21 protein-coding genes are annotated in these 20888 nt (G+C 65.4%); 1 reads left to right on the top strand and 20 read right to left on the bottom strand.

Features of this window, described 5'->3' with window-relative positions; genetic code table 11:
* The 11 genes from H3H51_RS09255 to pcaQ all read right to left on the bottom strand — a co-directional run bounded on the left by H3H51_RS09255 (window position 1) and on the right by pcaQ (window position 12185).
* Complete coding sequence (locus H3H51_RS09255) at window positions 1-1365, bottom strand: 3-carboxy-cis,cis-muconate cycloisomerase (RefSeq protein WP_183088750.1); 1365 nt, start codon at window positions 1363-1365, stop codon at window positions 1-3.
* A gap of 40 nt (window positions 1366-1405) precedes the next feature.
* On the bottom strand, window positions 1406-2695 hold the full coding sequence (locus H3H51_RS09250) for an MFS family transporter (protein ID WP_183088749.1): 1290 nt from the start codon (window positions 2693-2695) through the stop codon (window positions 1406-1408).
* 238 nt (window positions 2696-2933) lie between these two features.
* Window positions 2934-4139 (bottom strand): 3-oxoadipyl-CoA thiolase, encoded by a 1206-nt coding sequence (pcaF, locus tag H3H51_RS09245; RefSeq protein WP_183088748.1) that lies wholly within the window; start codon window positions 4137-4139, stop codon window positions 2934-2936.
* Window positions 4136-4918 (bottom strand): CoA-transferase subunit beta, encoded by a 783-nt coding sequence (locus tag H3H51_RS09240; protein WP_183088747.1) that lies wholly within the window; start codon window positions 4916-4918, stop codon window positions 4136-4138. Before H3H51_RS09240 ends, pcaF begins: the two co-directional genes overlap by 4 nt.
* The gene (locus H3H51_RS09235; protein ID WP_183088746.1) at window positions 4918-5781 is read right to left on the bottom strand and encodes a CoA transferase subunit A; all 864 of its coding nucleotides are present in this window, start codon (window positions 5779-5781) and stop codon (window positions 4918-4920) included. The genes H3H51_RS09240 and H3H51_RS09235 overlap by 1 nt, the downstream gene beginning before the upstream one ends.
* Before the next feature lie 180 nt (window positions 5782-5961).
* A complete protein-coding gene (locus H3H51_RS09230; RefSeq protein WP_183088745.1) occupies window positions 5962-7311 on the bottom strand; it encodes an MFS transporter in 1350 nt (449 codons plus the stop codon).
* A 321-nt stretch (window positions 7312-7632) separates the two neighbouring features.
* A complete protein-coding gene (locus tag H3H51_RS09225) occupies window positions 7633-8475 on the bottom strand; it encodes an IclR family transcriptional regulator domain-containing protein (RefSeq protein ID WP_183088744.1) in 843 nt (280 codons plus the stop codon).
* A 231-nt stretch (window positions 8476-8706) separates the two neighbouring features.
* On the bottom strand, window positions 8707-9765 hold the full coding sequence (zapE, locus tag H3H51_RS09220; protein ID WP_328803642.1) for a cell division protein ZapE: 1059 nt from the start codon (window positions 9763-9765) through the stop codon (window positions 8707-8709).
* Window positions 9766-9802: 37 nt separating this feature from the next.
* The gene (gene pcaG, locus H3H51_RS09215; RefSeq protein WP_183088743.1) at window positions 9803-10408 is read right to left on the bottom strand and encodes a protocatechuate 3,4-dioxygenase subunit alpha; all 606 of its coding nucleotides are present in this window, start codon (window positions 10406-10408) and stop codon (window positions 9803-9805) included.
* A 13-nt stretch (window positions 10409-10421) separates the two neighbouring features.
* A complete protein-coding gene (gene pcaH / locus H3H51_RS09210) occupies window positions 10422-11141 on the bottom strand; it encodes a protocatechuate 3,4-dioxygenase subunit beta (RefSeq protein WP_183088742.1) in 720 nt (239 codons plus the stop codon).
* 114 nt (window positions 11142-11255) lie between these two features.
* On the bottom strand, window positions 11256-12185 hold the full coding sequence (pcaQ, locus tag H3H51_RS09205; RefSeq protein WP_183088741.1) for a pca operon transcription factor PcaQ: 930 nt from the start codon (window positions 12183-12185) through the stop codon (window positions 11256-11258).
* Window positions 12186-12453: 268 nt separating this feature from the next.
* Here pcaQ and sstT point away from each other — a divergent pair, with 268 nt between their 5' ends.
* On the top strand, window positions 12454-13665 hold the full coding sequence (gene sstT, locus H3H51_RS09200) for a serine/threonine transporter SstT (protein WP_183088740.1): 1212 nt from the start codon (window positions 12454-12456) through the stop codon (window positions 13663-13665).
* Window positions 13666-13719: 54 nt separating this feature from the next.
* Here the strand turns inward: sstT and H3H51_RS09195 are convergent, their stop codons facing one another.
* From H3H51_RS09195 to H3H51_RS09155, 9 genes are read right to left on the bottom strand one after another with little or no spacing between them, the layout of a single operon-like run.
* Window positions 13720-14118, bottom strand: a complete 399-nt coding sequence (locus tag H3H51_RS09195) for a DUF488 domain-containing protein (protein WP_183088739.1) — start codon at window positions 14116-14118, stop codon at window positions 13720-13722.
* Window positions 14119-14136: 18 nt separating this feature from the next.
* Window positions 14137-14451 (bottom strand): DUF5629 family protein, encoded by a 315-nt coding sequence (locus H3H51_RS09190; protein ID WP_183088738.1) that lies wholly within the window; start codon window positions 14449-14451, stop codon window positions 14137-14139.
* Between the two features lie 55 nt (window positions 14452-14506).
* Complete coding sequence (locus H3H51_RS09185) at window positions 14507-15877, bottom strand: ATP-binding protein (RefSeq protein ID WP_183088737.1); 1371 nt, start codon at window positions 15875-15877, stop codon at window positions 14507-14509.
* Window positions 15874-16536, bottom strand: a complete 663-nt coding sequence (locus tag H3H51_RS09180) for a response regulator (protein WP_183088736.1) — start codon at window positions 16534-16536, stop codon at window positions 15874-15876. The genes H3H51_RS09185 and H3H51_RS09180 overlap by 4 nt, the downstream gene beginning before the upstream one ends.
* A gap of 9 nt (window positions 16537-16545) precedes the next feature.
* Window positions 16546-17190, bottom strand: a complete 645-nt coding sequence (locus tag H3H51_RS09175) for a tetratricopeptide repeat protein (RefSeq protein WP_183088735.1) — start codon at window positions 17188-17190, stop codon at window positions 16546-16548.
* Window positions 17187-17996 carry an SDR family oxidoreductase gene (locus tag H3H51_RS09170; protein ID WP_183088734.1) on the bottom strand — a complete coding sequence of 270 codons (810 nt, stop codon included), beginning with the start codon at window positions 17994-17996 and terminating at the stop codon, window positions 17187-17189. The genes H3H51_RS09175 and H3H51_RS09170 overlap by 4 nt, the downstream gene beginning before the upstream one ends.
* The gene (locus H3H51_RS09165; protein ID WP_183088733.1) at window positions 17983-18675 is read right to left on the bottom strand and encodes a TenA family transcriptional regulator; all 693 of its coding nucleotides are present in this window, start codon (window positions 18673-18675) and stop codon (window positions 17983-17985) included. Before H3H51_RS09165 ends, H3H51_RS09170 begins: the two co-directional genes overlap by 14 nt.
* 10 nt (window positions 18676-18685) lie before the next feature.
* Complete coding sequence (locus H3H51_RS09160) at window positions 18686-20155, bottom strand: AMP-binding protein (protein ID WP_183088732.1); 1470 nt, start codon at window positions 20153-20155, stop codon at window positions 18686-18688.
* Window positions 20145-20822: a thermostable hemolysin gene (locus H3H51_RS09155; RefSeq protein WP_183088731.1), complete on the bottom strand. Its 678-nt coding sequence runs from the start codon at window positions 20820-20822 to the stop codon at window positions 20145-20147. Before H3H51_RS09155 ends, H3H51_RS09160 begins: the two co-directional genes overlap by 11 nt.
* Between the last annotated feature and the right edge of the window lie 66 nt (window positions 20823-20888).

The raw sequence follows: 20888 nt of genomic DNA, 5'->3' as shown, positions 1-20888 counted from the left end.
CTAGCGGGAGAAATTCTGGTGTTCGGCCACGGCACGCTCGACCCACAGGCGGGCCTGGCCGAGGTAATGGGCAGGATCGAGCAGGCGGTCCAGCTCGCTGGCGGACAACTGCGCCGTCACTTCGGCCGTTTCGCCCAGCACCTGGCGCAGATGAGCGCCCTGCTCCACCGCGCGGCGGCAGCACTGTTCGATCAGGTGGTGCGCGGCATCGCGGCCAAGGCGCTGGGCCAGGGCGATGCTCACCGCCTCGGCCAGCACCAGGCCCTGGGTCAGTTCGAGGTTGTGGCGCATGCGCGCGGCGTCCACTTCCAGCCCCGGCACCACCAGCAGCGCCTGCTGCAGTGCACCGGAAACCAGGCAGCAGAGCTCCGGCAGGGTTTCCCACTCGGCATGCCACAGCCCCAAGCTGCGTTCATGTTCCTGCGGCATGGCTGCGAACATAGTCGCCACCAGGCCCGGTGCGCGGGTGGCGGCACCAATCAATACCGCCGCACTGACCGGGTTGCGCTTGTGCGGCATGGTCGAGGAACCGCCCTTGCCCGGCGCCGACGGCTCGAACAGCTCGCCGGCTTCTGTCTGCATCAACAGGCTGATGTCACGGCCGAGCTTGCCCAGGCTACCGGCCAGCATCCCCAGCAGGCTGGCGAACTCCACCAGGCGATCACGCTGGGTGTGCCAGGGTTGCTCCGGCAAGGTCAGCTCCAGCTCGGCAGCCAGCGCTTCGGCCACCGCCAAGCCCTGATCGCCCAGGGCAGCCAGGCTGCCGGAAGCGCCGCCGAACTGCAGCGACAGCAACCGCGGTTTGAGTTCCCGCAAGCGCTGGCGGTGACGGGTCACAGCGCCCAGCACCCCAGCGAGCTTCATGCCCAGGGTTACCGGCGTGGCATGCTGCAGCCAGGTGCGCCCGGCCAGCGGAGTGTCGGCATGGCGCGTGGCCTGCTCGGCCAGGCTGGCGGCCAGTTGTTCCAGGTCGTTTTCCAGCAACACGATGGCGGCGCGCAATTGCACAACCAGCCCGCTATCCATTGCATCCTGGCTGGTGGCGCCCAAGTGCACATGGCGCTCGGCCTCGGCATCGTGGGTGGCAATCTGTTTGCCCAGCGCCTTGACCAGCGGGATGGCCGAATTACCGGCACTGGCAATGGCCACCGCCAAGGCGGCGAAGTCATACAACTCGGCCTGGCAGGCGGCTGCAATAGGCGCCACTGCGCGCTGCGGAATCACCCCGACGCGTGCCTCGGCCCGAGCCAGCGCGGCTTCGAAATCCAGCATGCCCTGCACCCGGCCGTGATCGCAGAAGATCGCGCGCATCGCCGGCTGGGTGAAGTAGGTGTCGAACAACTGGTTGCTCGCTGTAGCGCTCATGGAATTCCTTAGGGCGCGCACCAGGATGCGCGCCAGCCAATCAGTGATCGTTATGCAGATAAGCGGCCTGTTTCGGCAGCCGCAGGCTGAACAGGAATGCTATCGCCATCATCACGGTAACGTACCAATAAAAGGTGTTCTCCATGCCGATGCTTTTCAGTCCCAGGGCGACATATTCCGCCGAGCCACCAAACATCGCATTGGCCACCGCATAGGCCAGCCCCACCCCCAGCGCACGCACTTGCGGCGGGAACATCTCGGCCTTCACCAAGCCGCTGATGGAGGTGTAGAAACTGACGATGGCCAGAGCCAGGGTAATCAGGGCGAATGCCAGGACCGGGTTGGTGACGGTTTTCAGCGTCAGCAGGATCGGCACCGTGCACAGCGTGCCCAGGGCGCCGAACCAGAGCATCGAGTTACGCCGACCGATCTTGTCCGAGAGCATGCCGAACAGCGGCTGCATGCACATATAAAGGAACAGCGCGCCGGTCATGATGAAGCTGGCGGTCTTGGCGTGCATGCCGGCCGTGTTGACCAGGTACTTCTGCATATAGGTGGTGAAGGTGTAGAAGATCAGCGAGCCGCCGGCGGTGTAGCCGAGCACGGTGATGAAGGCTGCCTTGTGGTGCTTGAACAGCGCCGCGACGCTGCCGGCGTCCTTGTCCTGACGGCTCTCGGCGGTGGTGGTCTCTTCCAGGCTGCGGCGCAGCAGCAACGAGATCACCGCTGCCACAGCGCCGACCACGAAGGGAATCCGCCAGCCCCAGGCGCGCAGCTCATCTTCAGTGAGCAACTGCTGCAAGATCACCACCAGCAGCACCGCCAGCAGTTGCCCGCCGATCAGGGTCACGTACTGGAACGAAGCGAAGAAACCGCGCTGGCCACGCAGCGCCACTTCACTCATGTAGGTCGCGGTAGTGCCGTATTCGCCACCCACCGACAGGCCCTGGAACAGGCGCGCCATCAGCAGCAGCGCCGGTGCCCAGGCACCAATGCTGGCGTAGGTCGGCAGGCAGGCGATCACCAGCGAGCCGGCGCACATCATCAGCACCGAAATCATCATCGAGTTCTTGCGCCCGTGCTTGTCGGCCACCCGGCCAAACAGCCAGCCGCCAATGGGGCGCATCAGGAAGCCCGCCGCAAACACGCCGGCGGTGTTGAGCAGCTGCACCGTCGGGTCGTCGGAAGGGAAGAACGCGGGGGCGAAATAGATGGCGCAGAAGGCATAGACATAGAAGTCGAACCATTCCACCAGGTTGCCCGAGGAGGCACCGACAATCGCGAAGATGCGCTTACGGCGCTCTTCGCCGGTGTAATGCGTGGCAGTCATATTTTGTTACTCATCAGAGGGTTTGCCTGAGGCTAGACCCGTGCATACGCACCCCCGTTCAATCCAATCCAGCGCGAGATGCGTCATGCCGTGGCGCTGGCCATGAGCTTTGCGCACCTGGATCCCCGCCTTCGCGGGGATGACGGTGGTGTTGGATAGATCGCGTACGTTCAAACAACCTCGTCATCCCCGCGAAGGCGGGGATCCAGAAGAAGCTTCCGCCACCGCGAGAAGTGACCTAGACCGCCTGAATCGCGATCGCCAGACCCTGCCCTACCCCAACACACATGGTCGCCAGGGCCAGCTTGCCGCCGGTTTTCTGCAACTGGTGTACCGCAGTCAGCACCAGGCGATTACCGCTCATGCCCAACGGATGGCCGAGGGCGATGGCGCCGCCATTGGGGTTTACCTTGGCGTTGTCGTCGGCCAAACCCAGGTCGCGGGTGACGGCCAGGCCCTGGGCGGCGAAGGCTTCGTTCAACTCGATCACGTCGAAGGCGTCGATGCTCAGGTTCAGCCGCGCCAGCAGCTTGCGCACCGCCGGGATCGGGCCGATGCCCATGACCCGTGGCGCCACGCCGCCGCTGGCCATTCCGAGCACTTTGGCCCGTGGCGTCAGGCCGAATTTCTTTACCGCTTCAGCCGAGGCCAGGATGATCGCCGAAGCGCCATCGTTAAGGCCCGAGGCGTTGCCGGCGGTGACGGTTTTATCGGCGCCGTTGACCGGTTTCAGCTTGGCCAGGCCCTCGGCATTGGTATCGGCACGCGGGTGCTCGTCCACGCTGATCAGCGTGTCGCCTTTCTTGCCCTTGATCAGCACCGGCACGATTTCTTCGGCGAAGTAACCGGACTCCTGGGCGGCGGCAGCGCGTTGCTGGCTGCGCAGGGCGAAAGCGTCCTGATCGGCGCGGCTGACCTGGTAATCCTCGGCGACGTTGTCACCGGTGACCGGCATCGGGTCGACGCCGTACTGCTCTTTCATCAGCGGGTTCACAAAGCGCCAGCCGAGGGTGGTGTCTTCCAGTTTCTGGCCGCGGCCAAAGGCGCTGTCGGCTTTGCCCATGACGTAGGGCGCGCGGGTCATCGACTCGACGCCGGCGGCAATGGCCAATTCCATCTCGCCGCTGGCGATGGCACGGAACGCTGCGCCCACCGCTTCCATACCGGAGGCGCAGAGGCGGTTGAGGGTCACGCCCGGCACCGTTTCCGGCAGGCCGGCGAGCAGCACGGCCATGCGTGCGACGTTGCGGTTGTCTTCGCCGGACTGGTTGGCGCAGCCCATGAACACTTCGTCCAGGGCGCTCCAGTCCACCTGCGGGTTGCGCTCCATCAGGGCCTTGAGCGGAATCGCCGCCAGGTCATCGGCACGCACCGGCGCCAGGCCACCATTCAGGCGACCGATCGGCGTACGCACGGCATCGCAGATAAAGACGTCGCGGGTCATTCCTCACCCCCGGCCTGGCCGTGGGCAGCCGCCGTGCGTGCTTCGAGGGCGCGCAGGGCTTCCAGTTCGTGGGCTTGCGGCGCTTCGGTGACGCTGACGTTGTCGGCGAAGCGGATCTGCCAGCCAGTCGCCTCAATCACCTGCTCACGGGTCACGCCCGGGTGCAGGGAGGTCACGATGAATTCGTTGGTGCCGGCTTCCGGCTCCATGATGCACAGGTCGGTGATGATGCCGACCGGCCCTTTGCCGGGCAGGCCGAGACGCTGGCGGTGGTCGCCGCCCTCGCCGAAACCGACCGAGGTAATGAACGCCAGTTTGTCGACAAAGGTGCGGTGCGATTGCTTGAGGATGATCAGCACCGACTTGGCCGAACCGGCGATTTCCGGCGCGCCACCGGCACCGGGCAGACGCACTTTCGGCTTGTGGTAATCACCGATCACCGTGGTGTTGATGTTGCCGAACTTGTCGACCTGGGCTGCGCCGAGGAAGCCGACGTCAATGCGCCCGCCCTGCAGCCAGTAGCGGAAGATCTCGCCGGTGGGCACCACGGTGTCGGCGGTTTCCGCCAGTTCGCCGTCACCGATGGACAGCGGCAGCACAGTCGGTTTGGCGCCAATTGGGCCGGATTCGTAGATCAGCACCACATCCGGCGAAGAAGTCAGGCGCGCCAGGTTGGCAGCCTTGGAAGGCAGGCCGATACCGACAAAACACACCGAGCCATTTTTCAGGCGGCGGGCGGCGGCGACGGTCATCATTTCATTGGTGTTGTAGGCGCTCATTACTTGGCCTCCGCGTGTTGCTGGCTGGAGAGCTTGGCTTGGAAGGCGGCGAAGTCTTCGGTGCCGCGAATGTACTCATCGATCCACGCGGTGAAGGTTTCACGGTCGCGGGCAATCGGGTCCCAGGCCTGGTAGAAGCGGTTGTCGCGCTCGTAGTAGCCGTGGGCGTAGGACGGGTGCGCGCCACCGGGCACATGGCACACGGCGGTCAGCGCCCAGGTCGGCAGGACGCAGGCGTTCATCGGCGCGTTGAGGTCGTCGACGATTTCTTCCACGGTGACGATGCAGCGCTTGGCCGCCAGGGCCGCTTCCTTCTGCACGCCGAGAATGCCCCAGAGCAATACGTTGCCCTTGCGGTCGGCCTTCTGCGCGTGAATCACGGTGACGTCCGGGCGCACCGACGGCACGGCCGCCAGCACTTCGCCGGTGAATGGGCAGGTGACCGTCTTGATCAGCGGGTTGACCTTCGGCAGGTCGGAACCGGCGTAGGCACGCAGCACCGCAAACGGCAGGCCCGAGGCGCCGGCGACGTAAGAGTTGGCCAGGTCGGCATGGCTGTGTTCTTCGATCTCCAGCGCATGCGGCCAGTCTTTTTCGACGGCGTCACGCAGGCGGTGCAGCGAGCCGACACCAGGATTGCCACCCCAGGAAAACACCAGGCGCTTGGCGCAACCGGCACCGATCAGCAGGTCGTAAACCAGGTCCGGGGTCATGCGCACCAGGGTCAGGTCTTTCTTGCCCTGGCGGATCAGCTCGTGGGACGCGGCAGTCGGAATCAGGTGGGTAAAGCCTTCGAGGGCAACTTTGTCGCCGTCGTGGACGAAGCGTTCGACCGCTTCGCGCAGGGAAATGATTTCGGCCATGGTGGTTCTCTTGTGGTTACGAGGCGCAGGCTCGCCGGTGATAAAGAAGGTACCGTCGAGCCCGCCGGCAAACAATTCGATAATCGACTACATGTGCGATTATCGAACGAATTAACTATGCGAAGCGGGTAGAGTCGTAGGGCGTGCGCACCGCGAAGGCACGCCGCGCCAAGGGGTGACTCAGGTGGCGTCGGCGTGGCTGACCAGGCCCTTGATCACCACTGCCACACTGGCGATGGCGGCCGGTACGACCAGCGCGGTCAGTACCTGCTCGAAGTTCCAGCCCAGCCCCAGCAGCGTGGCGCCGGCCCAGGCGCCGAGGATGGCGCCGAAGCGGCCGATGCCAAGCATCCACGACACGCCGGTAGCGCGGCCCTGGGTCGGGTAGAAGCGCGCGGCCAGCGACGGCATCGCCGACTGCGCGCCGTTGATGCACATGCCGGCCAGCAGCACGAGCGTCGCCAGCAGGGTCACTTCGCCCAGGCTCTGGCCCACGCAGTAGGCAAACACGCCGGCCAGCAGGTAGAAGCAACCGATGACCTTGTGCGGGTTGTAGCGATCCATCGCCCAGCCCACGCCCACCGCGCTGAGCACCCCGCCGAACTGGAACAGCGCACCGATGAACGCCGCCTGTTCCATGCTCGCGCCGCCGTCGCGCATCAGCGTCGGCAGCCAGCTGGTGAGCAGGTAGACGATGACCAGGCCCATGAAATAGGTCAGCCACAGCAGCAGGGTGCCGGCGCTGTAAGCACCGGAGAACACCACCTTGAGCACGTTGCGGCTCTGCACGATGTTCTGTTCCGGCACGCTGAAATCACCGGCCAGGGCAACCTGCGCCGGGGCGATCGGCGCCAGCACCTTGCGCACCTTGTCCGCGCCGCGATTGCGCACCACCAGGAAACGCGCCGACTCCGGCAGCCACACCAGCAGCACCAGCGCCAACAGCAGCGGCAGCAAGCAACCGAGCAGCAGCAGGCTGTGCCAGCCGAACGCCGGAATCAGCTTGGCGGAAACGAAACCACCACAAGCCATGCCCAGGTTGAAGCCGCAGAACATGCTGGTCACCAGCAGCGACTTGAGCCGCTCCGGGGTGTACTCGGACAGCAGCGTGGTGGCGTTGGGCATCGCCGCGCCCAGGCCCAGGCCGGTGAGGAAACGCAGCAGCACCAGCTGCTCGACATTGCCGCTGTAGGCGGAAAGCAGGCTGAACAGGCCGAACAGGAACACCGCCCCCACCAGCACCAGCTTGCGCCCGAAGCGGTCGGCCAGCGGCCCGGAGCCGAGGGCGCCGAAGACCATGCCGATCAGCGCGGCACTCATCACCGGGCCGAGGCTGGCGCGGTCGATGCCCCAGTCCTGGGTCAGCGCCGGGGCGATGAAGCCCATGGCGGCGGTATCCAGGCCATCGAGGAAAACAATCAGGAAGCACAGCAACACGATGCGCCATTGGTAGCGCGACAGGGGTTGGGCATTGATGAAGGACTGAACGTCCAGGGTGCCGGTGGCAGGCAATTGGGCGGAGCTGGTCATAGCAGGATTCCTGTGATTTTTGCTTCGCATCACCGCAGCCCGGGGGCTGGCAGCAACGAACATGCGAACGGAACAGGAAAGAGCAGCAGGCAGGACGATAGCGGCTTCGCAGCAAAAGCTGGCGCTGCGGGCGGCTGGTGGCCGTGACGGTCTCTCATTGTTCTTATTGGGGGCCGTTCGAGGAACGGCCTGCCGAAACAGTACGGAGAGCACCGAGGGCGTTCAATTCGATAATCGACTAACTGGGCGTTTACCGAACAACTCTTCCACCTGCCACACGCAGCGGAACGACCGATTGGCCGCCCCGCTACGGCACCGGGCTCAGTGGAACAGGCGCGTGCTCAGCTCGTTGCTGGCTTCCAGCAGCACCGGCAGGAAGCGGCTTTCCAGCTCCTGGCGGGAGATGCGGCTGACGTGGGTGCCGACGTTCAGCGCGGCCAGCACCTGGCCGGCGGAATCCTTGAGCGGCACGGCAATCGAGCGCAGGCCGACTTCCAGTTCCTGGTCGATGATCACCCAGCCCTGCTGGCGAATCTCGGCGATGTTGGCGCGCAGGCCTTCCAGGGTATGCACGGTGCGGCTGGTCTTGATCTGCAGGTCGGCGTGGGTGAGGTAATCCTCCAGCGCCAGATCGTCCAGGCCGGCCAACAGGATGCGCCCCATGGACGTGCAGTAGGCCGGCAGGCGGCTGCCGACGCTGAGGTCCACCGAGATCAGCCGTTGTGGCGTCGCCGAGCGGGCGATGTAGAGAATTTCGTCGCCCTCCAGGGTGGCCATCGAACAGGCCTCGTGCAGCTGCTCGCTGATGCGATCGAGGATCGGCTGGGCGGTGACCGCCAGCGGCGTCGACGACAGGTAGGCATGGCCCAGGGTCAGCACCTTAGGCAGCAGCGAGTAGGTACGCCCGTCGGTGGTGGCGTAGCCGAGCTTCATCAGGGTGTGCAGGCAACGGCGCACGGCAGCGCGCGGGATCTCGGTGCGGTGGCTGATCTGGGCGATGGTCAGGTGGCGCTTGCGCTCCTGAAAGGCATGGATCACCGCCAGGCCACGGGCCAGCGAGGTCATGAAGTTCGGGTCGCCGGTGAAGGCTTCGATGCGTTTGGCCGGCGAGGCCACAATCGGTGGCGCCAGGGTTGGCAGCGGCAGGCGGGGTTCTTCGCTCATTGTTATTGTCCTGGGAAGCAGAAGGCGAATTTCGGCCGATTATCGAACCAAAGTTCGATAATCGCAATTGACCGACGCGAGCTCGGCTCTTACCGTGGGCCCGCCGTCGATATGCTCTTGAGTCACTGGTCAGGTACTGGCTGTCGCGGCAAGGCTTCGCTCACGAGGTGAAGCCTTTCTTTCCCCTCCAAGTCTCGTCGGAGGCACGCTACCCGCGTGTCGCCGGCCGGCTTACCCCCTTTCGGGCGTGGCCACCACCGGCACCGCCTTGAGCTGGCGCATTCGGCTCAGCGTGCGGGCGAAGTCCACCGCATTGCCGCCTTCAGCCAACTGCTCCAAGGGCACGCTGGAATACAACTGCAGATGCAGCGCACGGTCGTAGGCGATGTCGATGAAGTTGAGAAAACGCTGGCTGACGCTCTGCGGGTAATCACCCAGACGCCCCAGGCCGCCCACCGCCATCTGCGGGAAATGCTCGATCAGCCACAGGTAGTCACCCGCCGAGCGCGGCGTGGCAAACAGCTCAGTGAAATCCAGCCAGGCGCGCTGCGGCTCGTAGGCATGCACGCGCAAGGGATGGTGATTGACCTCCAGCACCTGGTCGTACAACGCACCGTCGCCCAGGCCCAACTGCTGACGAATCAGCGCACCGCCATCCTCCGGCTCGGGCCAGTGGAAACTGCCCCAGGCCTCCAGCTCGGTAGAGCGCTGCCGGTAATCCTCGCCACCATCCAGGGAAAACACGCTGAAGCGTTTTTCGATCAGTGCGATGGCCGGTTTGAAACGCTCGCGGTAGAGCGGATTGGGGCACAACTTGTCGGGGCTGTAGTTGGAGGTGCAGACCAGGCCCACGCCCTCCTCCACCAGCACCTTGAGCAGGCGCCCGAGGAGCATGGCATCGCCGATGTCGTGCACATGGAATTCGTCGAAACACAGCAGCCGCGTCTGCCCGGCGATCTCCCGCGCAACGCGGGCCAGCGGGTCGGACTGGCCGGCGAAATCCTGCATGCGCACCTGCAGTTCCTGGAGGAAGGCATGGAAGTGCACGCGGCGCTTGCCCTCCACCGGCGCGGCGGCGAAGAAGGCATCCATCACGAAACTCTTGCCGCGCCCCACGCCGCCCCACAGGTAGATACCCGCCTGCGGACGGCGGAACCAGCCCTTGCGCCCGCCGAGGAACTCACCCAGCCAGTCGCCGAGCTGCTCGATGGCAGCCAGCTGCGCGCCATCGGCACGGTAGCCGCGAGCGTCGAGCAGATCAGTGAAATGTCGGCGAACCCGCTGTACCACCGGCTCGACGAGTGGACCCCGCTCGGGGTCCCGTGGCTTAGAAGTCAAAGAAGACCGTTTCCCCTTCCCCCTGGATACGAATATCAAAGCGGTAAGCGAGCTTGCCGTCCACCTCGCAGCGCTCTGCCACCAGGGTTTCGCGGCGTTGCGGCTGCTCGATCAGGTTGAGCACCGGGTCCTTGGCGTTGGCCTCGGCCTCGTCGGCGAAGTACAGGCGGGTCTGCAGGTGGATATTGATGCCACGGGCGAACAGCGAGACGTTGATATGCGGCGCCATCGGCACGCCGGCGGCGTTGTTCACCACGCCCGGCTTGATGGTGTACAGCGTCCAGCCACCGGCATCGAAGGTGGTGGCCGTGCGGCCGAAGCTGTTGAAGGGCTTGTCCAGGTTGAAGTCGGCGTCGTAGCTGCCTTGGTGGTCGGCCTGCCAGAACTCCAGGAACGAATCGCGCACCAGGTGGCCGTTGCCGTCGTAGACATTGCCCAGCAGCACGATGTGCTCGCCCGGCGCACCCGGCTTGGCCATCTCGTTCCAGATTTCCTGCTCGCGCGCCGGGTTGCCGGCAGCGGTCAGGGCCAGGCCGATGTGCACATAGGGGCCGGCGGTTTGCGAGGGGGTTTCGTTGAGCAATTGAATAGGCATGGACTGACCCTCCTCAGCAGTTTTCGAAATGGGTTTTACGCTGGCCGCGCAGCACGATATCGAAGCGATAGGCCAGGCAATCCATCGGATTGGCCGCGCTCATGTCCAGTTTGGCGATCAGGCTCTGCACCGCTTCCGGGTTGGCGATGGACTTGACGATGGGGCACATCGGGATCAGCGGGTCGCCTTCGAAATACAGCTGGGTGATCAGCCGCGTGGAGATCGACGGCCCACTGATGGAAAAGTGGATATGCGCCGGGCGCCAGTCATTCGGGCCATTGCGCCACGGGTACGGGCCGGGCTTGATGGTGCGAAAGCTGTAGTAGCCGTCACGGTCGGTCAGGGCGCGGCCAACACCGCCGAAGTTGGGATCGAGCGGCGCCAGGTAGCGGTCGTTCTTGTGCCGGTAGCGGCCACCGGCGTTGGCTTGCCACATTTCCACCAGGGTATGCGGGATCGGCTTGCCGTACTGGTCGCAGACGCGGCCGGCAACGATGATGCGCTCGCCCACCGGCAGGCCGCCGTTGTTGAAGTTGAGCAGCAGGTCGTTATCGAACTGGCCCAGCTTCAGGTGCGAGAAATCCGGGCCGGTGGTTTCCGAAACGGACTGCGGGATGCTCACCAGCGCCTGGCGCGGCGAGCGGGGAATCGAGGTTTTGTAATCCGGGGTCAGCGCCTTGGGGTGCCAATTGCGGTCGCGGATCACGAAGCGGCTGTTCTGCGCATCGGACATGGCGCTCTCCTGTTGTTCGATTTGTGGAGGCCTGGAATCAGGCAATGGCCGCAGTGTCGAACAGGATGAGTCGAGTGAAAACTGAAAATACCCTGACAATCCATAACCAAATGGTTATGGATAAACCTCTTCACGGTAGTCCTTACCCACCTCGCGCAGGGTCTCCACGCACCAGTGCGCGGCCAGCGATAACGGCAACGACGCGTTGCTGCAGATGCCCACCGAACCGCCGGGTTCCTGGATGCCCAGGTGCAGCTCGACCAATTCGCCGCTGCGCAAATCCAGGCGCACCGCATCCAGCGGCGCTACCCAGACTGCATCGCTGCTCTGCACATAGCGCCGGCTCAAGGCCAGCGACAGGGTTTCCAGACGCTGACGCGACGGGCTGATGCCGCACTGCACGAACAGGCTGTCGGCAAAGCGGCGAATAGTGGTGCCGGCCAGTGGCAGCACCAGGGCGTAGTCGTGCAATGCCTCGCGCACCTGGGGCAAGGCCAGCAGCGGATGGCCGGCGCGTACCACCAGGGTCATCGACTCGCTATACAAGTGCTCGAAGGTCAGGCCGTGGATCTGCGGGCTGTCGGTCATCCTCCCGACCACCAGGTCCAGCTCGCCGACGCGCAACTGCGACAACAGGTAGGCACTCGGCCCGGTCACCACGCTGACCACCAGCGCCGGGTGCTGCTGATGCAGGCGCCGCACCACTTCGGGCAGCAGCAGGGTTTCCACGGTGGACAGCACGCCCAGGCGCACCGCTCCGGCCTCGTATTCGCCGCCGCGCAGGCTGCTCACCCCATCGCGCAATGCCTGCACGCAGGGCCCGGCATAACGCAGGAAGGCCACTCCGGCCTCGGTCAGGCTGACGCCACTCTTGCTGCGCTCGAACAGGCTGGCGGCCAGCAGCTCCTCCAGCTCCTTGAGGGTCTTGGAAATCGCCGGCTGACTGACTGCCAACTTGTCCGCCGCCCGCGCCAGACTGCCCTGCTGCGCGGCCTCGAGGAAGCACACCAGATGGCGAAACTTGATGCGGGTGTCGATGTTCACGGGGACTCCTTGGGGCCGGCTCGGACGCCAAGATACTACGTGAGCAGGCGGTTGATCAGCGCCACGAGCAAGCAAAAGCGCCAAGCGGGTACGGCCCCGTCCTGACGAGAGGCAGGCACAACGCTCGCAGCCTCTATAGAATCGCCGCCTTATTTTTGCGCCTATCGTTACCCGGCAGGCCTCCGAAACCTGGCAGCCACCCACACAGTGGCCGCCGCCCACAGCCACCACCCACAGGTGGAGCTGGCGAACCACGGGAACACCACAGATGATCCATCGCCCCTTCGTGCACCTGATCACCCGCACCAGCCTGGTCGTACAGATCGCCATCGGCCTGGTTGCCGGTATCCTCCTCGCCCTGTTCGCGCCACAGGCCACCGACGAGGTGGGCTTCCTCGGCAGCCTGTTCATCTCCGCGCTGAAAGCAGTGGCGCCGATACTGGTGTTCATTCTGGTGGCCTCGGCCATCGCCAACCACAAGCCAGGCCAACCCACTCACATCCGCCCGATCCTGGTGCTGTACCTGGTTGGCACCCTGTCTGCCGCGATCGTGGCGGTGATCGCCAGCAGCCTGTGGCCTTCGTCCCTGGTGCTCAGCCAGGCGGCCAGCGGCACGACGCCTCCAGGCGGCATCGCCGAGGTACTCAAGACCCTCGCCCTGAACGTGGTGGACAACCCGGTCAACGCCCTGCTGCACGGTAACTTCGTCGGCATCCTGGCCTGGGCGATCGGCCTGGGCGTCGCCATCCGCCATGGCAGCGAAACCACCCGCGCGGTGTTCGCCGACCTGGCCCACGGCGTCACGCTGATCGTGCGCATGGTGATTCGCTGCGCCCCGCTCGGCATCTTTGGCCTGGTCGCCACCACCCTCGCCGATGCCGGCCTCAACGCCCTGCTTGGCTACGCCCACCTGCTTGCCGTGCTGGTTGGCTGCATGCTGTTCGTCGCCCTGGTGGTCAACCCGCTGATCGTGTTCAGCCAGATCCGCCGCAACCCTTACCCGCTGGTTTTCACCTGCCTGCGCGAGAGCGGCATCACCGCGTTCTTCACCCGCAGCTCGGCGGCCAATGTGCCGGTCAACCTGCAACTGGCCGAGCGCCTGGGCCTGCATGAAGACACCTATTCGGTGTCGATCCCACTGGGCGCCACCATCAACATGGCCGGTGCCGCCATCACCATCAGCGTGCTGACCCTGGCCGCCACTCACACCCTGGGCATCAGCGTGGACATCCCCACCGCCATCCTGCTCTGCATGGTCTCGGCCATCTGTGCCTGTGGCGCCTCGGGCGTGGCGGGCGGTTCGCTGTTGTTGATTCCGCTGGCGTGCAGCCTGTTCGGCATCCCCAGCGAGACGGCTCTGCAGGTGGTGGCGATCGGTTTCATCATCGGCATCCTGCAGGACAGCGCGGAAACCGCGCTGAACTCCTCCACCGACGTGCTGTTCACCGCTGCGGCCTGCCTGGCGCGGGACAAGGACTGAGCCCACCCCGCCGCTATTGCTGAGCGCTGCGCTACCGCTGGCAGCGCTGAGCAGCTAATCGACGAGCCCCTGGTAGCAAACTGGCGAGCTGGGCTCGCCCCGGCGCTCCAACTCTTCTTCGAGAAATTCGGCCAGGACCTGGGCGTTGTTCTGCTGGGTTTCACGGGCGGCGAACAGCAGGGTCAGGGTGCCCTGCTCGGCCAGCGCCAGCAGGCCTTGCCAGTGCTCCGGGTGCGCCGCCAGTTCGGCGCGATAGAGCAGGCGGAATTCATCGAACAGCGCCGGATCGTGGCAGAACTGCTGGCGCAGGCTGTTCGACGGCGCCACCTCACGTAGCCAGGCGGCCAGCGCCAGATTGTCCTTCCTGCAACCGCGTGGCCACAGGCGGTCGACCAGTACCCGCTGGCCGTCACTGGCCGCTATCGGCTCATACACGCGCTTGCACTGGATCATCGCGGCGCCTCCTGAGGGTCAGCCCGCCGCCGGCGCCTCGTCCTCTTCACCGTCGTCATCGTTATCGGCGACGACCGCGCCCAGGCACACCAACTGGTGATCGCCCGCCGCATCGGCGATGCGCCAGCTGCCCTCGCCGTGGCTGGCGGCGGCAACCGCATCAGCGGTGAAAGTCCAGACCTTGCGGGTGCGGCCATCCATGCACTCGACCCGCAGCATCGGCTGCTCGCCACTGGCCTGGGCGTCGAGGTCAAACTGCCAGGCATGCAGATCGTCGATCAGCAGCATGTCGGCGGTTTGCAGTTCACTGAGCAGGGTTGGCGTCGCGGTCATGGCAGTCACTCAAACAATCGGGGGGCTCATCATAAGCCAAGCCACCCCCGCAGGCTCAGGCCGGTTGACGGGGCAGCATCAGGCTGGCCTGCAAACCGCCCTGCACCCGGTTGGCCAGGACCACACGACCACCCAGACGCGAGGTGATCATCTGCACAATGGCCAGGCCCAACCCTGCGCCCTGGCTGTTGTCGCGGCGATAGAAGCGCTCGAAAACCTGTTCCAGCTCCTGCGCTTCGATGCCCGGCCCCTGGTCCTCGACGCTGAGCAAAAAGTCCTGTGCCTGGGCGCTCAACAGAACCCGTACCTGGCCACCTGCCGGCGAGAAGTTCACCGCATTGGTCACCAGGTTCTGCAGCGCGATGCCAACCGCCCCGGCATCGGCGTTGATCCGGTAATCGCCCTCCGCCACGTCCAGAGACAACTCCAGCCCCTGCTTGAGCACCCAGGGCGTCAGCTCGGCCAGGGTCTCGCGCACCACCGCCTGCAGGTCGATGCGCGGCCAGTTGCCACGGGCCAGGCTCGGCTCGACACGGGCCATGGTCAGCAACTGGTTGACCACCCGAGTGGCGCGATCAATACCGCCGATAAGGAAATCCAGCGATTCGCTGCGCTGGGCTTCGTCACTGGCCTGGATGGCGTTCTGTACATGGATGCGCAGCACCGCCAATGGCGTACGCATCTCGTGGGCGGCATCGGCGATGAAGCGCCGCTCGCGCTCCAGCACCTGATCGATCTGGAACAGCAAACGGTTGAGCGCCGCCTGCATCGGTGCCAGCTCGCTGGGCAGCGGCTGCAGTTGCAGCGGTTCCAGGGAATCGGCATGCCGGCCCTGGATCACCGCCGCCATGTTGCGCAGCGGCCGCAAGCCCCAGCCAATGGCCCACCAGACCAGTGCGGCGAGCAGCGGAATGCCGATCAGGCTCGGCCACAGGCTATGGCGGACGATTCGTCCAATCAGATCCTGGCGCACGTCATCGCGCTCGCCGACCCAGATCAGCACCGCCTGCTGCTCGTCCCGGAGCAGAAAGCCCCGCCACTGATGTTCGCCCAGGTCGATGTTGGCGTAGCCAGGGCGGGCCGGTGGTTGGCTCAGGTGCGGAGCGCTGGCGGTGCTCACCAGCAGTTCGCCGGCGGCGCTCCACACCTGGAAGGCCAGCTTGCTCTCATAGGGATGGCCCGGCTTGCGCTGCCCGGCGCGTTGCAGCGCACTGTTGAAGGCGTCGTACAACTGGGTGCGTTCCACCCCCTGGATGGGCATCTGTATCACGCCCTGCAGCAGCCGCGCAGTCTGTGCCAGCTGGGCGTCGTAGATCTCGGTGATCTCATGGGAGCTGTCGACGTAGTTGAACAGCGAGATCACCGCAGTGCCCAGCATGAGCAGGCCCAGAACCAGGGCCAGGATGCGCCGGCGAATGGAGATCATGCCTGCTCCTCCACCAGGTAACCGACACCGCGCACGGTGCGGATCAACTGGCTGAAGAGTTTCTTGCGCAGGTGATGGATATGCACCTCCAGGGTGTTGCTCTCGGCCTCCTCGTCCCAGCCGTACAACGACTGGGCCAGGCGCTCGCGGGTCAGCACCTTGCCCGGCTGTGACAGCAGTTCGTGCAGCAACAGGTATTCCTTGGGGGTCATCGGCACCGCCTTGCCCTGGTAGGTGACCTGCTGGCTGGCCGGATCGAGGCACACGCCGGCATGTTCGATGCGCAACTGCGCCCGCCCGGCACTGCGCCGCAACAAGGCCCGCAAGCGGGCCTTGAGTTCGTCGAGGTCGAAGGGTTTGATCAGGTAATCGTCAGCACCGGCATCCAGGCCGGCGATGCGGTCTTCGGTGGCGTCGCGCGCCGTGAGCACCAGCACGGGCAGGGCCGAACCGCTCTTGCGGAGCTGCTGCAGCACCTGGATACCGTCAAGGCGCGGCAAGCCGAGGTCGAGCACCAGCAGGTCAAAGCTCTCGCTGAGCAATGCATGCACAGCGCTGGCGCCATCTTCCAGCCAGTCCACCGTGTAGCCTTCCTGGCGCAGCCCAAGGCGCACGCCCTCGCCCAATGCCTTGTCATCCTCGACCAGCAGCAAACGCATGCGTTTCCCTCAGTTCAGTTTGGCTTCAAGCGCTTTCAGCAGCTCGTCGATCTCATGCTGGCGACCGCGATCAGCCAGCTCTCGGCCCGGACGCGGTGCGGCCTGTTTAGCCTTGAGCAAGGCCTCGCGCGCTGCAGCATATTGCCCCTGGCGGAACAGGTGGTCACCCCAGAAGTAAAGACTGTCGATACCGTTCGGGTTGATCTGCAAGGCTTGCTTTAGCAGCTTCTGCGCCTCGTCTTCGTCGCCGAAGCCTATCGGCCAACCCGGCACACGGTCATACAGCGTGCCCAGGCTGGTATACGCCGAGCCCTGCAGGGCCTGTGGGTCGAGGCTGATGGCCTTTTCCAGATCGGCCCGCGCCTGTTTGGCCTTGCTCAACGCGCCCAGGCCACCCTCGGCGCCGGCCCAGCTGCTGGTGACGATGCCGTGCCAGATCCACGCCTCGGCGGCCTGCGGTTGCTCGCGGGTGAAGGCCGCGCTGACGCCTGCCAACTGCTCGAAGGCCTTTGCCTTGTCGGCCTGCGGTACTTCGTATTGAATCCGCGCCCAGCGTTGCTGCACCTCAAGCAGACGCTGGCTGCCGGCCTCGTCCAGGGCCCAGGCAGGCGCACTCAGCAAGAGTGCCAGGCAGAGGCTGAAAAGTTTGTTCATGGTTGGGATTCCTTGTGTTTGGAGGTCTGGCTGAAGTGTCGAATCAGCGGCAATTGCTTGCGCAGGGCCCGGTCCACCAGACCCGGCAGCATGCTGTTGAGGCGCACGAAGAACTTTTCCGGCCAGCCCAGGTACAGCTCGCTGCGGTTGGCCACCACGGCGGCGATAACCTCGGCCGCCACGCTGGCCGGGGAATCCATGCTCACCTTGAGCGCCTCATTGAGCGCCACGGCTTCACTGCTGTTCATCGCCGTGCGGGTGGCGCGCGGAGCGACATACAGCACGCCCACGGCGGTATCGGCCAGCTCGCGGCGCAGTGCCTCGGAGAACCCACGCAGGGCGAACTTGCTGGCGCAGTACGCGGCATAGCCGGGGTAGCCAATGGAGCCGTAGGTCGAGCCGACATTGACCACCAGGGCACGACGCGGCTGGCGCAGTAACGGCAACAGCGCACGAGTCAGTTGCAGGGTGGCGATCACATTGAGTTCGAGCATCTCCGCTATCTCGCCGTCGTCCAGCTGCTCGAGCAAAGCGAAACGGTTGATCCCGGCGGCGTTGATCAACAGGTTGAGGCCGCCCATGGCACGCGCCGCATCGACCACGGCCAGGCGGCCGCCCACCGTGGTCAGATCCGCCTCGACCCGCCGCACCTGCTCGGGATAGCGCAGGCACAGCTCATCCAGTGCCTGCCCCTGGCGCGATACCGCCAGCAGCTGCGCACCGCCGGCGCACAAGGCCTCGGCCAGGGCCAGGCCAATACCGCCACTGGCCCCGGTGAGCACCACGCGCGACTCAGGCAGTCGCATGCTGCACCTCGCGCGGCGTCTGTTCTCCGGTGCTGCGCGGCAGGCCACGGAACATGTCGGCGTAGAGGCGATAGACCACCTTGCTGGCATGGATGACCGCGGCCTTGTCCTCAGGGCTGTCGAGCTGGTTCATCAGGGCGCGATAACTGTCCATGTGGCCGATATCCAGCGAGCCGTGGGAGAACAGGTAACTGAAGGCCTCCTTGGGCAGGTTCAGGCGCCCTTGGATGGTCGCCGCCGCCTGGGTGGCCAAGGCAATGCTGGTGCCTTCCAGCACGTTGACCATGCCGAACAGGCCCACCGGGTTGCCACGGGCGATGGTGTCGTAGAGGAAGCTGACCATCAGCTCGATCGCCAGCGACGGCTGCCCGTCGCGCACCACTTCATGGTCAGCGCCGCAGGCGGCGATATCGCTGAGAATCCACTGCTCATGGCCGTACTCCTCCTCGATGTAGTCACGCACCGCCGCGCGCAGCCACTCCTTGCCAGCCGGCAGGCGTGCACCGCAGGCCATCATCAGCGGTACGGTATGGCGTACGTGGTAGTAGGCCTGGGTCAGGAAGGCTACATAGCTGTCCAGGCTGACCTGGCCACTCAGCGCCTCACGGATCACCGGCACACTGAACAGCGCCTGGCGCTCTGCGGTGGTGGCGGCTTGCAGCTCATCAAAGAAATTCATGCTGGGTTCCTCATTCGGTTACAGGTTCGCAAAACAGCTGTTGGTAGCGGGCCAGGATGGCCTCGCGCCGGGGCCGGCCATTGGCGGTCAGCAGGCCATTGGCCGGGGTAAAGGGTTCGCTCAGGCGCACCCAGCTGGCCACGCGGGCATAGTCAGGCAGGCTCAGGTTGGCGGCGGCCACACTGCTGGCCAGCAGCTCGTCCGGGCAGGCGGGATCGTGCGGCCAGAGCAGCGCGACATTGCGCGGCAGCCTCTCGCCATGCACGAAGGCCTGGGCGATGGCGCCGCCCTGGGTCAGCTCGGCCTCGACCCACTCCGGGTTGACGTTGCGGCCGAAACTGGTGACGAACTGGTGCTTCTTGCGCCCACGCAGGTACAGGTAGCCGTCGCTATCGAACTCACCGATATCGCCGGTAGGCCACCAATCGCCGCTGAACCCCGGTTCACCGAGATAGCCAAGCAAGGTCGAACCCTGCACCAGTACCTCGCCATCCTCGGCCAAGCGCACCTGCACATGCGCCAGTGGCTGGCCGACACTGCCCGGGCGATGGGCATCCGGGCGATTGAGGCAGACCACCGAGGCGCACTCCGACAGGCCATAGCCTTCATAGACCGGCAACCCGACACGCACGGCGCGCTGCAGCAGCGGCGGCGATACCTTGGCACCGCCGACCGCGATGAAACGAAAACCGCTGGCCGGCACCGCACCACGTTCGATGGCGGTGACCAGGCCCAGTAACAGTTGCGGCACCAGGATCAGGCTCTGCGCCCCCCGCGCCATCAGCATGCCCAGCAGGCGCGGCCAATCCACCCCACTGGCGCCGCTGATGCCCAACTGGCGCTGGCTCGGCAGGCTGACCGTGGCGCCAGCAAGCAGCGCCGCGTAGATCCCCAGGTTTTCCAGCAGCACCGCCAGCGGCAATACCGCCAGGTAATGCTGTGGCGCGCTGGCGCGGCTGACCAACTCCAGCTCACGGGCCACACGCAGCATGGCTTCGGCGCTCAGGCATACGCCCTTGGGCGTACCGGTGGTGCCGGAGGTGTAGGTGACCTTCGCCGTGCCGGGCACCATCGGCACCTCGCCCGCACCCGACTGCGGCCGCCAGAACGGGCCGTCCAGGCGATAGCCACAGGCCTGCAGCTCCTCGGTCAGCGCCTCTTCGGCAACCACCAGTTCGGGTTCGCTCTGGTGCAGACAGTGAGCGCGCTGCGCGGGGCTGAAGAACGGCGGCAAGATCAAGCAGGTAACCCCAGCGAACAGTGCCGCCAGGTCCCAGATCAGCGCCTGCGGGCCGTTTTCCAGGGCCAGGGCAAACACCGAAATTCCCGACTCGCGCAGCAGCGATTCGCGGGCCTGCACCTCAGTCAGCAAACCCTGGTAGTCCAGGCGCTCGCTATCGCCCCACAGCGCCAGCCGCTGCGGCTGGCGCTCGGCATGCTCGGCCAGGGTGTCACGCAGGTGCTGAAGCTCAGGCTGCATGACAGGCCTCCCGGCTAGGCAGGGTAAAACCCAGGCGCTGCAGCACGCCCTGCTGCTGCAACTGGCGGAAACCCAGGGTGATGCTGCCGGCAAACACCTGTGGATGCTGCTCGTAGTAGTCGCCCCAGGTAAGCCGCTGCTCGCCCAGGCGCAGCGGGTCGGCTTCACACAGGCGCAGCGGCTCAAGCCCCAGGCGACGGAAGCTGTTGATCAGGCTGGCCGCGCCGGTGAACACCACCCACTCCAGGCCGCGACGGGCCAGCAGGCTGGTCATGGCAATGATGATCAGCCGCGCGCTACCGGCACTGCTGGCTGCCAGGTTGCCGACCTCGACAATCGCCTCGCGCGGCACCGCCCGCCCGGCCAGGCGGGAAATACGCATCTGCACCGGCTCGTTCAGGTACTGCTCGAGAAATAGCTCTTCGCGCTCGGCCAGGCGGGCCCCGGCAACCGCCTGCAGGCTGTGGTCTGCCGCGTGCAGGCCGATCAGCTCCGGCATGAAGTGCGCGACCTCGGCACCATGCGCCTCGCTAAAGCGCGCCTGGATGAACTGCTCCAGCACCGGCCGGGCAGGCGCGCCCTCGGCGACCAGGGTCAAGCTGGCCTGGTGCAACGGATCGCTACCGAAATACAGGGGAAAAGTGGTGTTCCACTCGCTATGGCTCATCAGGCTCCCTCCACGGGAATGATTCGTGGAGTGGAGTATCTGCAGCCAGTCTTAATGAATCCTGAA

Source organism: Aquipseudomonas ullengensis (assembly GCF_014174475.1).
Lineage (GTDB): Bacteria > Pseudomonadota > Gammaproteobacteria > Pseudomonadales > Pseudomonadaceae > Aquipseudomonas > Aquipseudomonas ullengensis.
Note: the sequence above shows the minus strand (reverse complement) of the source record. Positions and strands in the feature narration are given on the sequence as shown.

Coding starts and splice junctions, on each gene's coding strand:
- H3H51_RS09255 (WP_183088750.1), bottom strand. CDS start 1,365: ATGAGCGCTACAGCGAGCAACCAGTTGTTCGACACCTACTTCACCCAG.
- H3H51_RS09250 (WP_183088749.1), bottom strand. CDS start 2,695: ATGACTGCCACGCATTACACCGGCGAAGAGCGCCGTAAGCGCATCTTC.
- pcaF (WP_183088748.1), bottom strand. CDS start 4,139: ATGACCCGCGACGTCTTTATCTGCGATGCCGTGCGTACGCCGATCGGT.
- H3H51_RS09240 (WP_183088747.1), bottom strand. CDS start 4,918: ATGAGCGCCTACAACACCAATGAAATGATGACCGTCGCCGCCGCCCGC.
- H3H51_RS09235 (WP_183088746.1), bottom strand. CDS start 5,781: ATGGCCGAAATCATTTCCCTGCGCGAAGCGGTCGAACGCTTCGTCCAC.
- H3H51_RS09230 (WP_183088745.1), bottom strand. CDS start 7,311: ATGACCAGCTCCGCCCAATTGCCTGCCACCGGCACCCTGGACGTTCAG.
- H3H51_RS09225 (WP_183088744.1), bottom strand. CDS start 8,475: ATGAGCGAAGAACCCCGCCTGCCGCTGCCAACCCTGGCGCCACCGATT.
- pcaG (WP_183088743.1), bottom strand. CDS start 10,408: ATGCCTATTCAATTGCTCAACGAAACCCCCTCGCAAACCGCCGGCCCC.
- pcaH (WP_183088742.1), bottom strand. CDS start 11,141: ATGTCCGATGCGCAGAACAGCCGCTTCGTGATCCGCGACCGCAATTGG.
- sstT (WP_183088740.1), top strand. CDS start 12,454: ATGATCCATCGCCCCTTCGTGCACCTGATCACCCGCACCAGCCTGGTC.
- H3H51_RS09195 (WP_183088739.1), bottom strand. CDS start 14,118: ATGATCCAGTGCAAGCGCGTGTATGAGCCGATAGCGGCCAGTGACGGC.
- H3H51_RS09190 (WP_183088738.1), bottom strand. CDS start 14,451: ATGACCGCGACGCCAACCCTGCTCAGTGAACTGCAAACCGCCGACATG.
- H3H51_RS09185 (WP_183088737.1), bottom strand. CDS start 15,877: ATGATCTCCATTCGCCGGCGCATCCTGGCCCTGGTTCTGGGCCTGCTC.
- H3H51_RS09180 (WP_183088736.1), bottom strand. CDS start 16,536: ATGCGTTTGCTGCTGGTCGAGGATGACAAGGCATTGGGCGAGGGCGTG.
- H3H51_RS09175 (WP_183088735.1), bottom strand. CDS start 17,190: ATGAACAAACTTTTCAGCCTCTGCCTGGCACTCTTGCTGAGTGCGCCT.
- H3H51_RS09170 (WP_183088734.1), bottom strand. CDS start 17,996: ATGCGACTGCCTGAGTCGCGCGTGGTGCTCACCGGGGCCAGTGGCGGT.
- H3H51_RS09165 (WP_183088733.1), bottom strand. CDS start 18,675: ATGAATTTCTTTGATGAGCTGCAAGCCGCCACCACCGCAGAGCGCCAG.
- H3H51_RS09160 (WP_183088732.1), bottom strand. CDS start 20,155: ATGCAGCCTGAGCTTCAGCACCTGCGTGACACCCTGGCCGAGCATGCC.
- H3H51_RS09155 (WP_183088731.1), bottom strand. CDS start 20,822: ATGAGCCATAGCGAGTGGAACACCACTTTTCCCCTGTATTTCGGTAGC.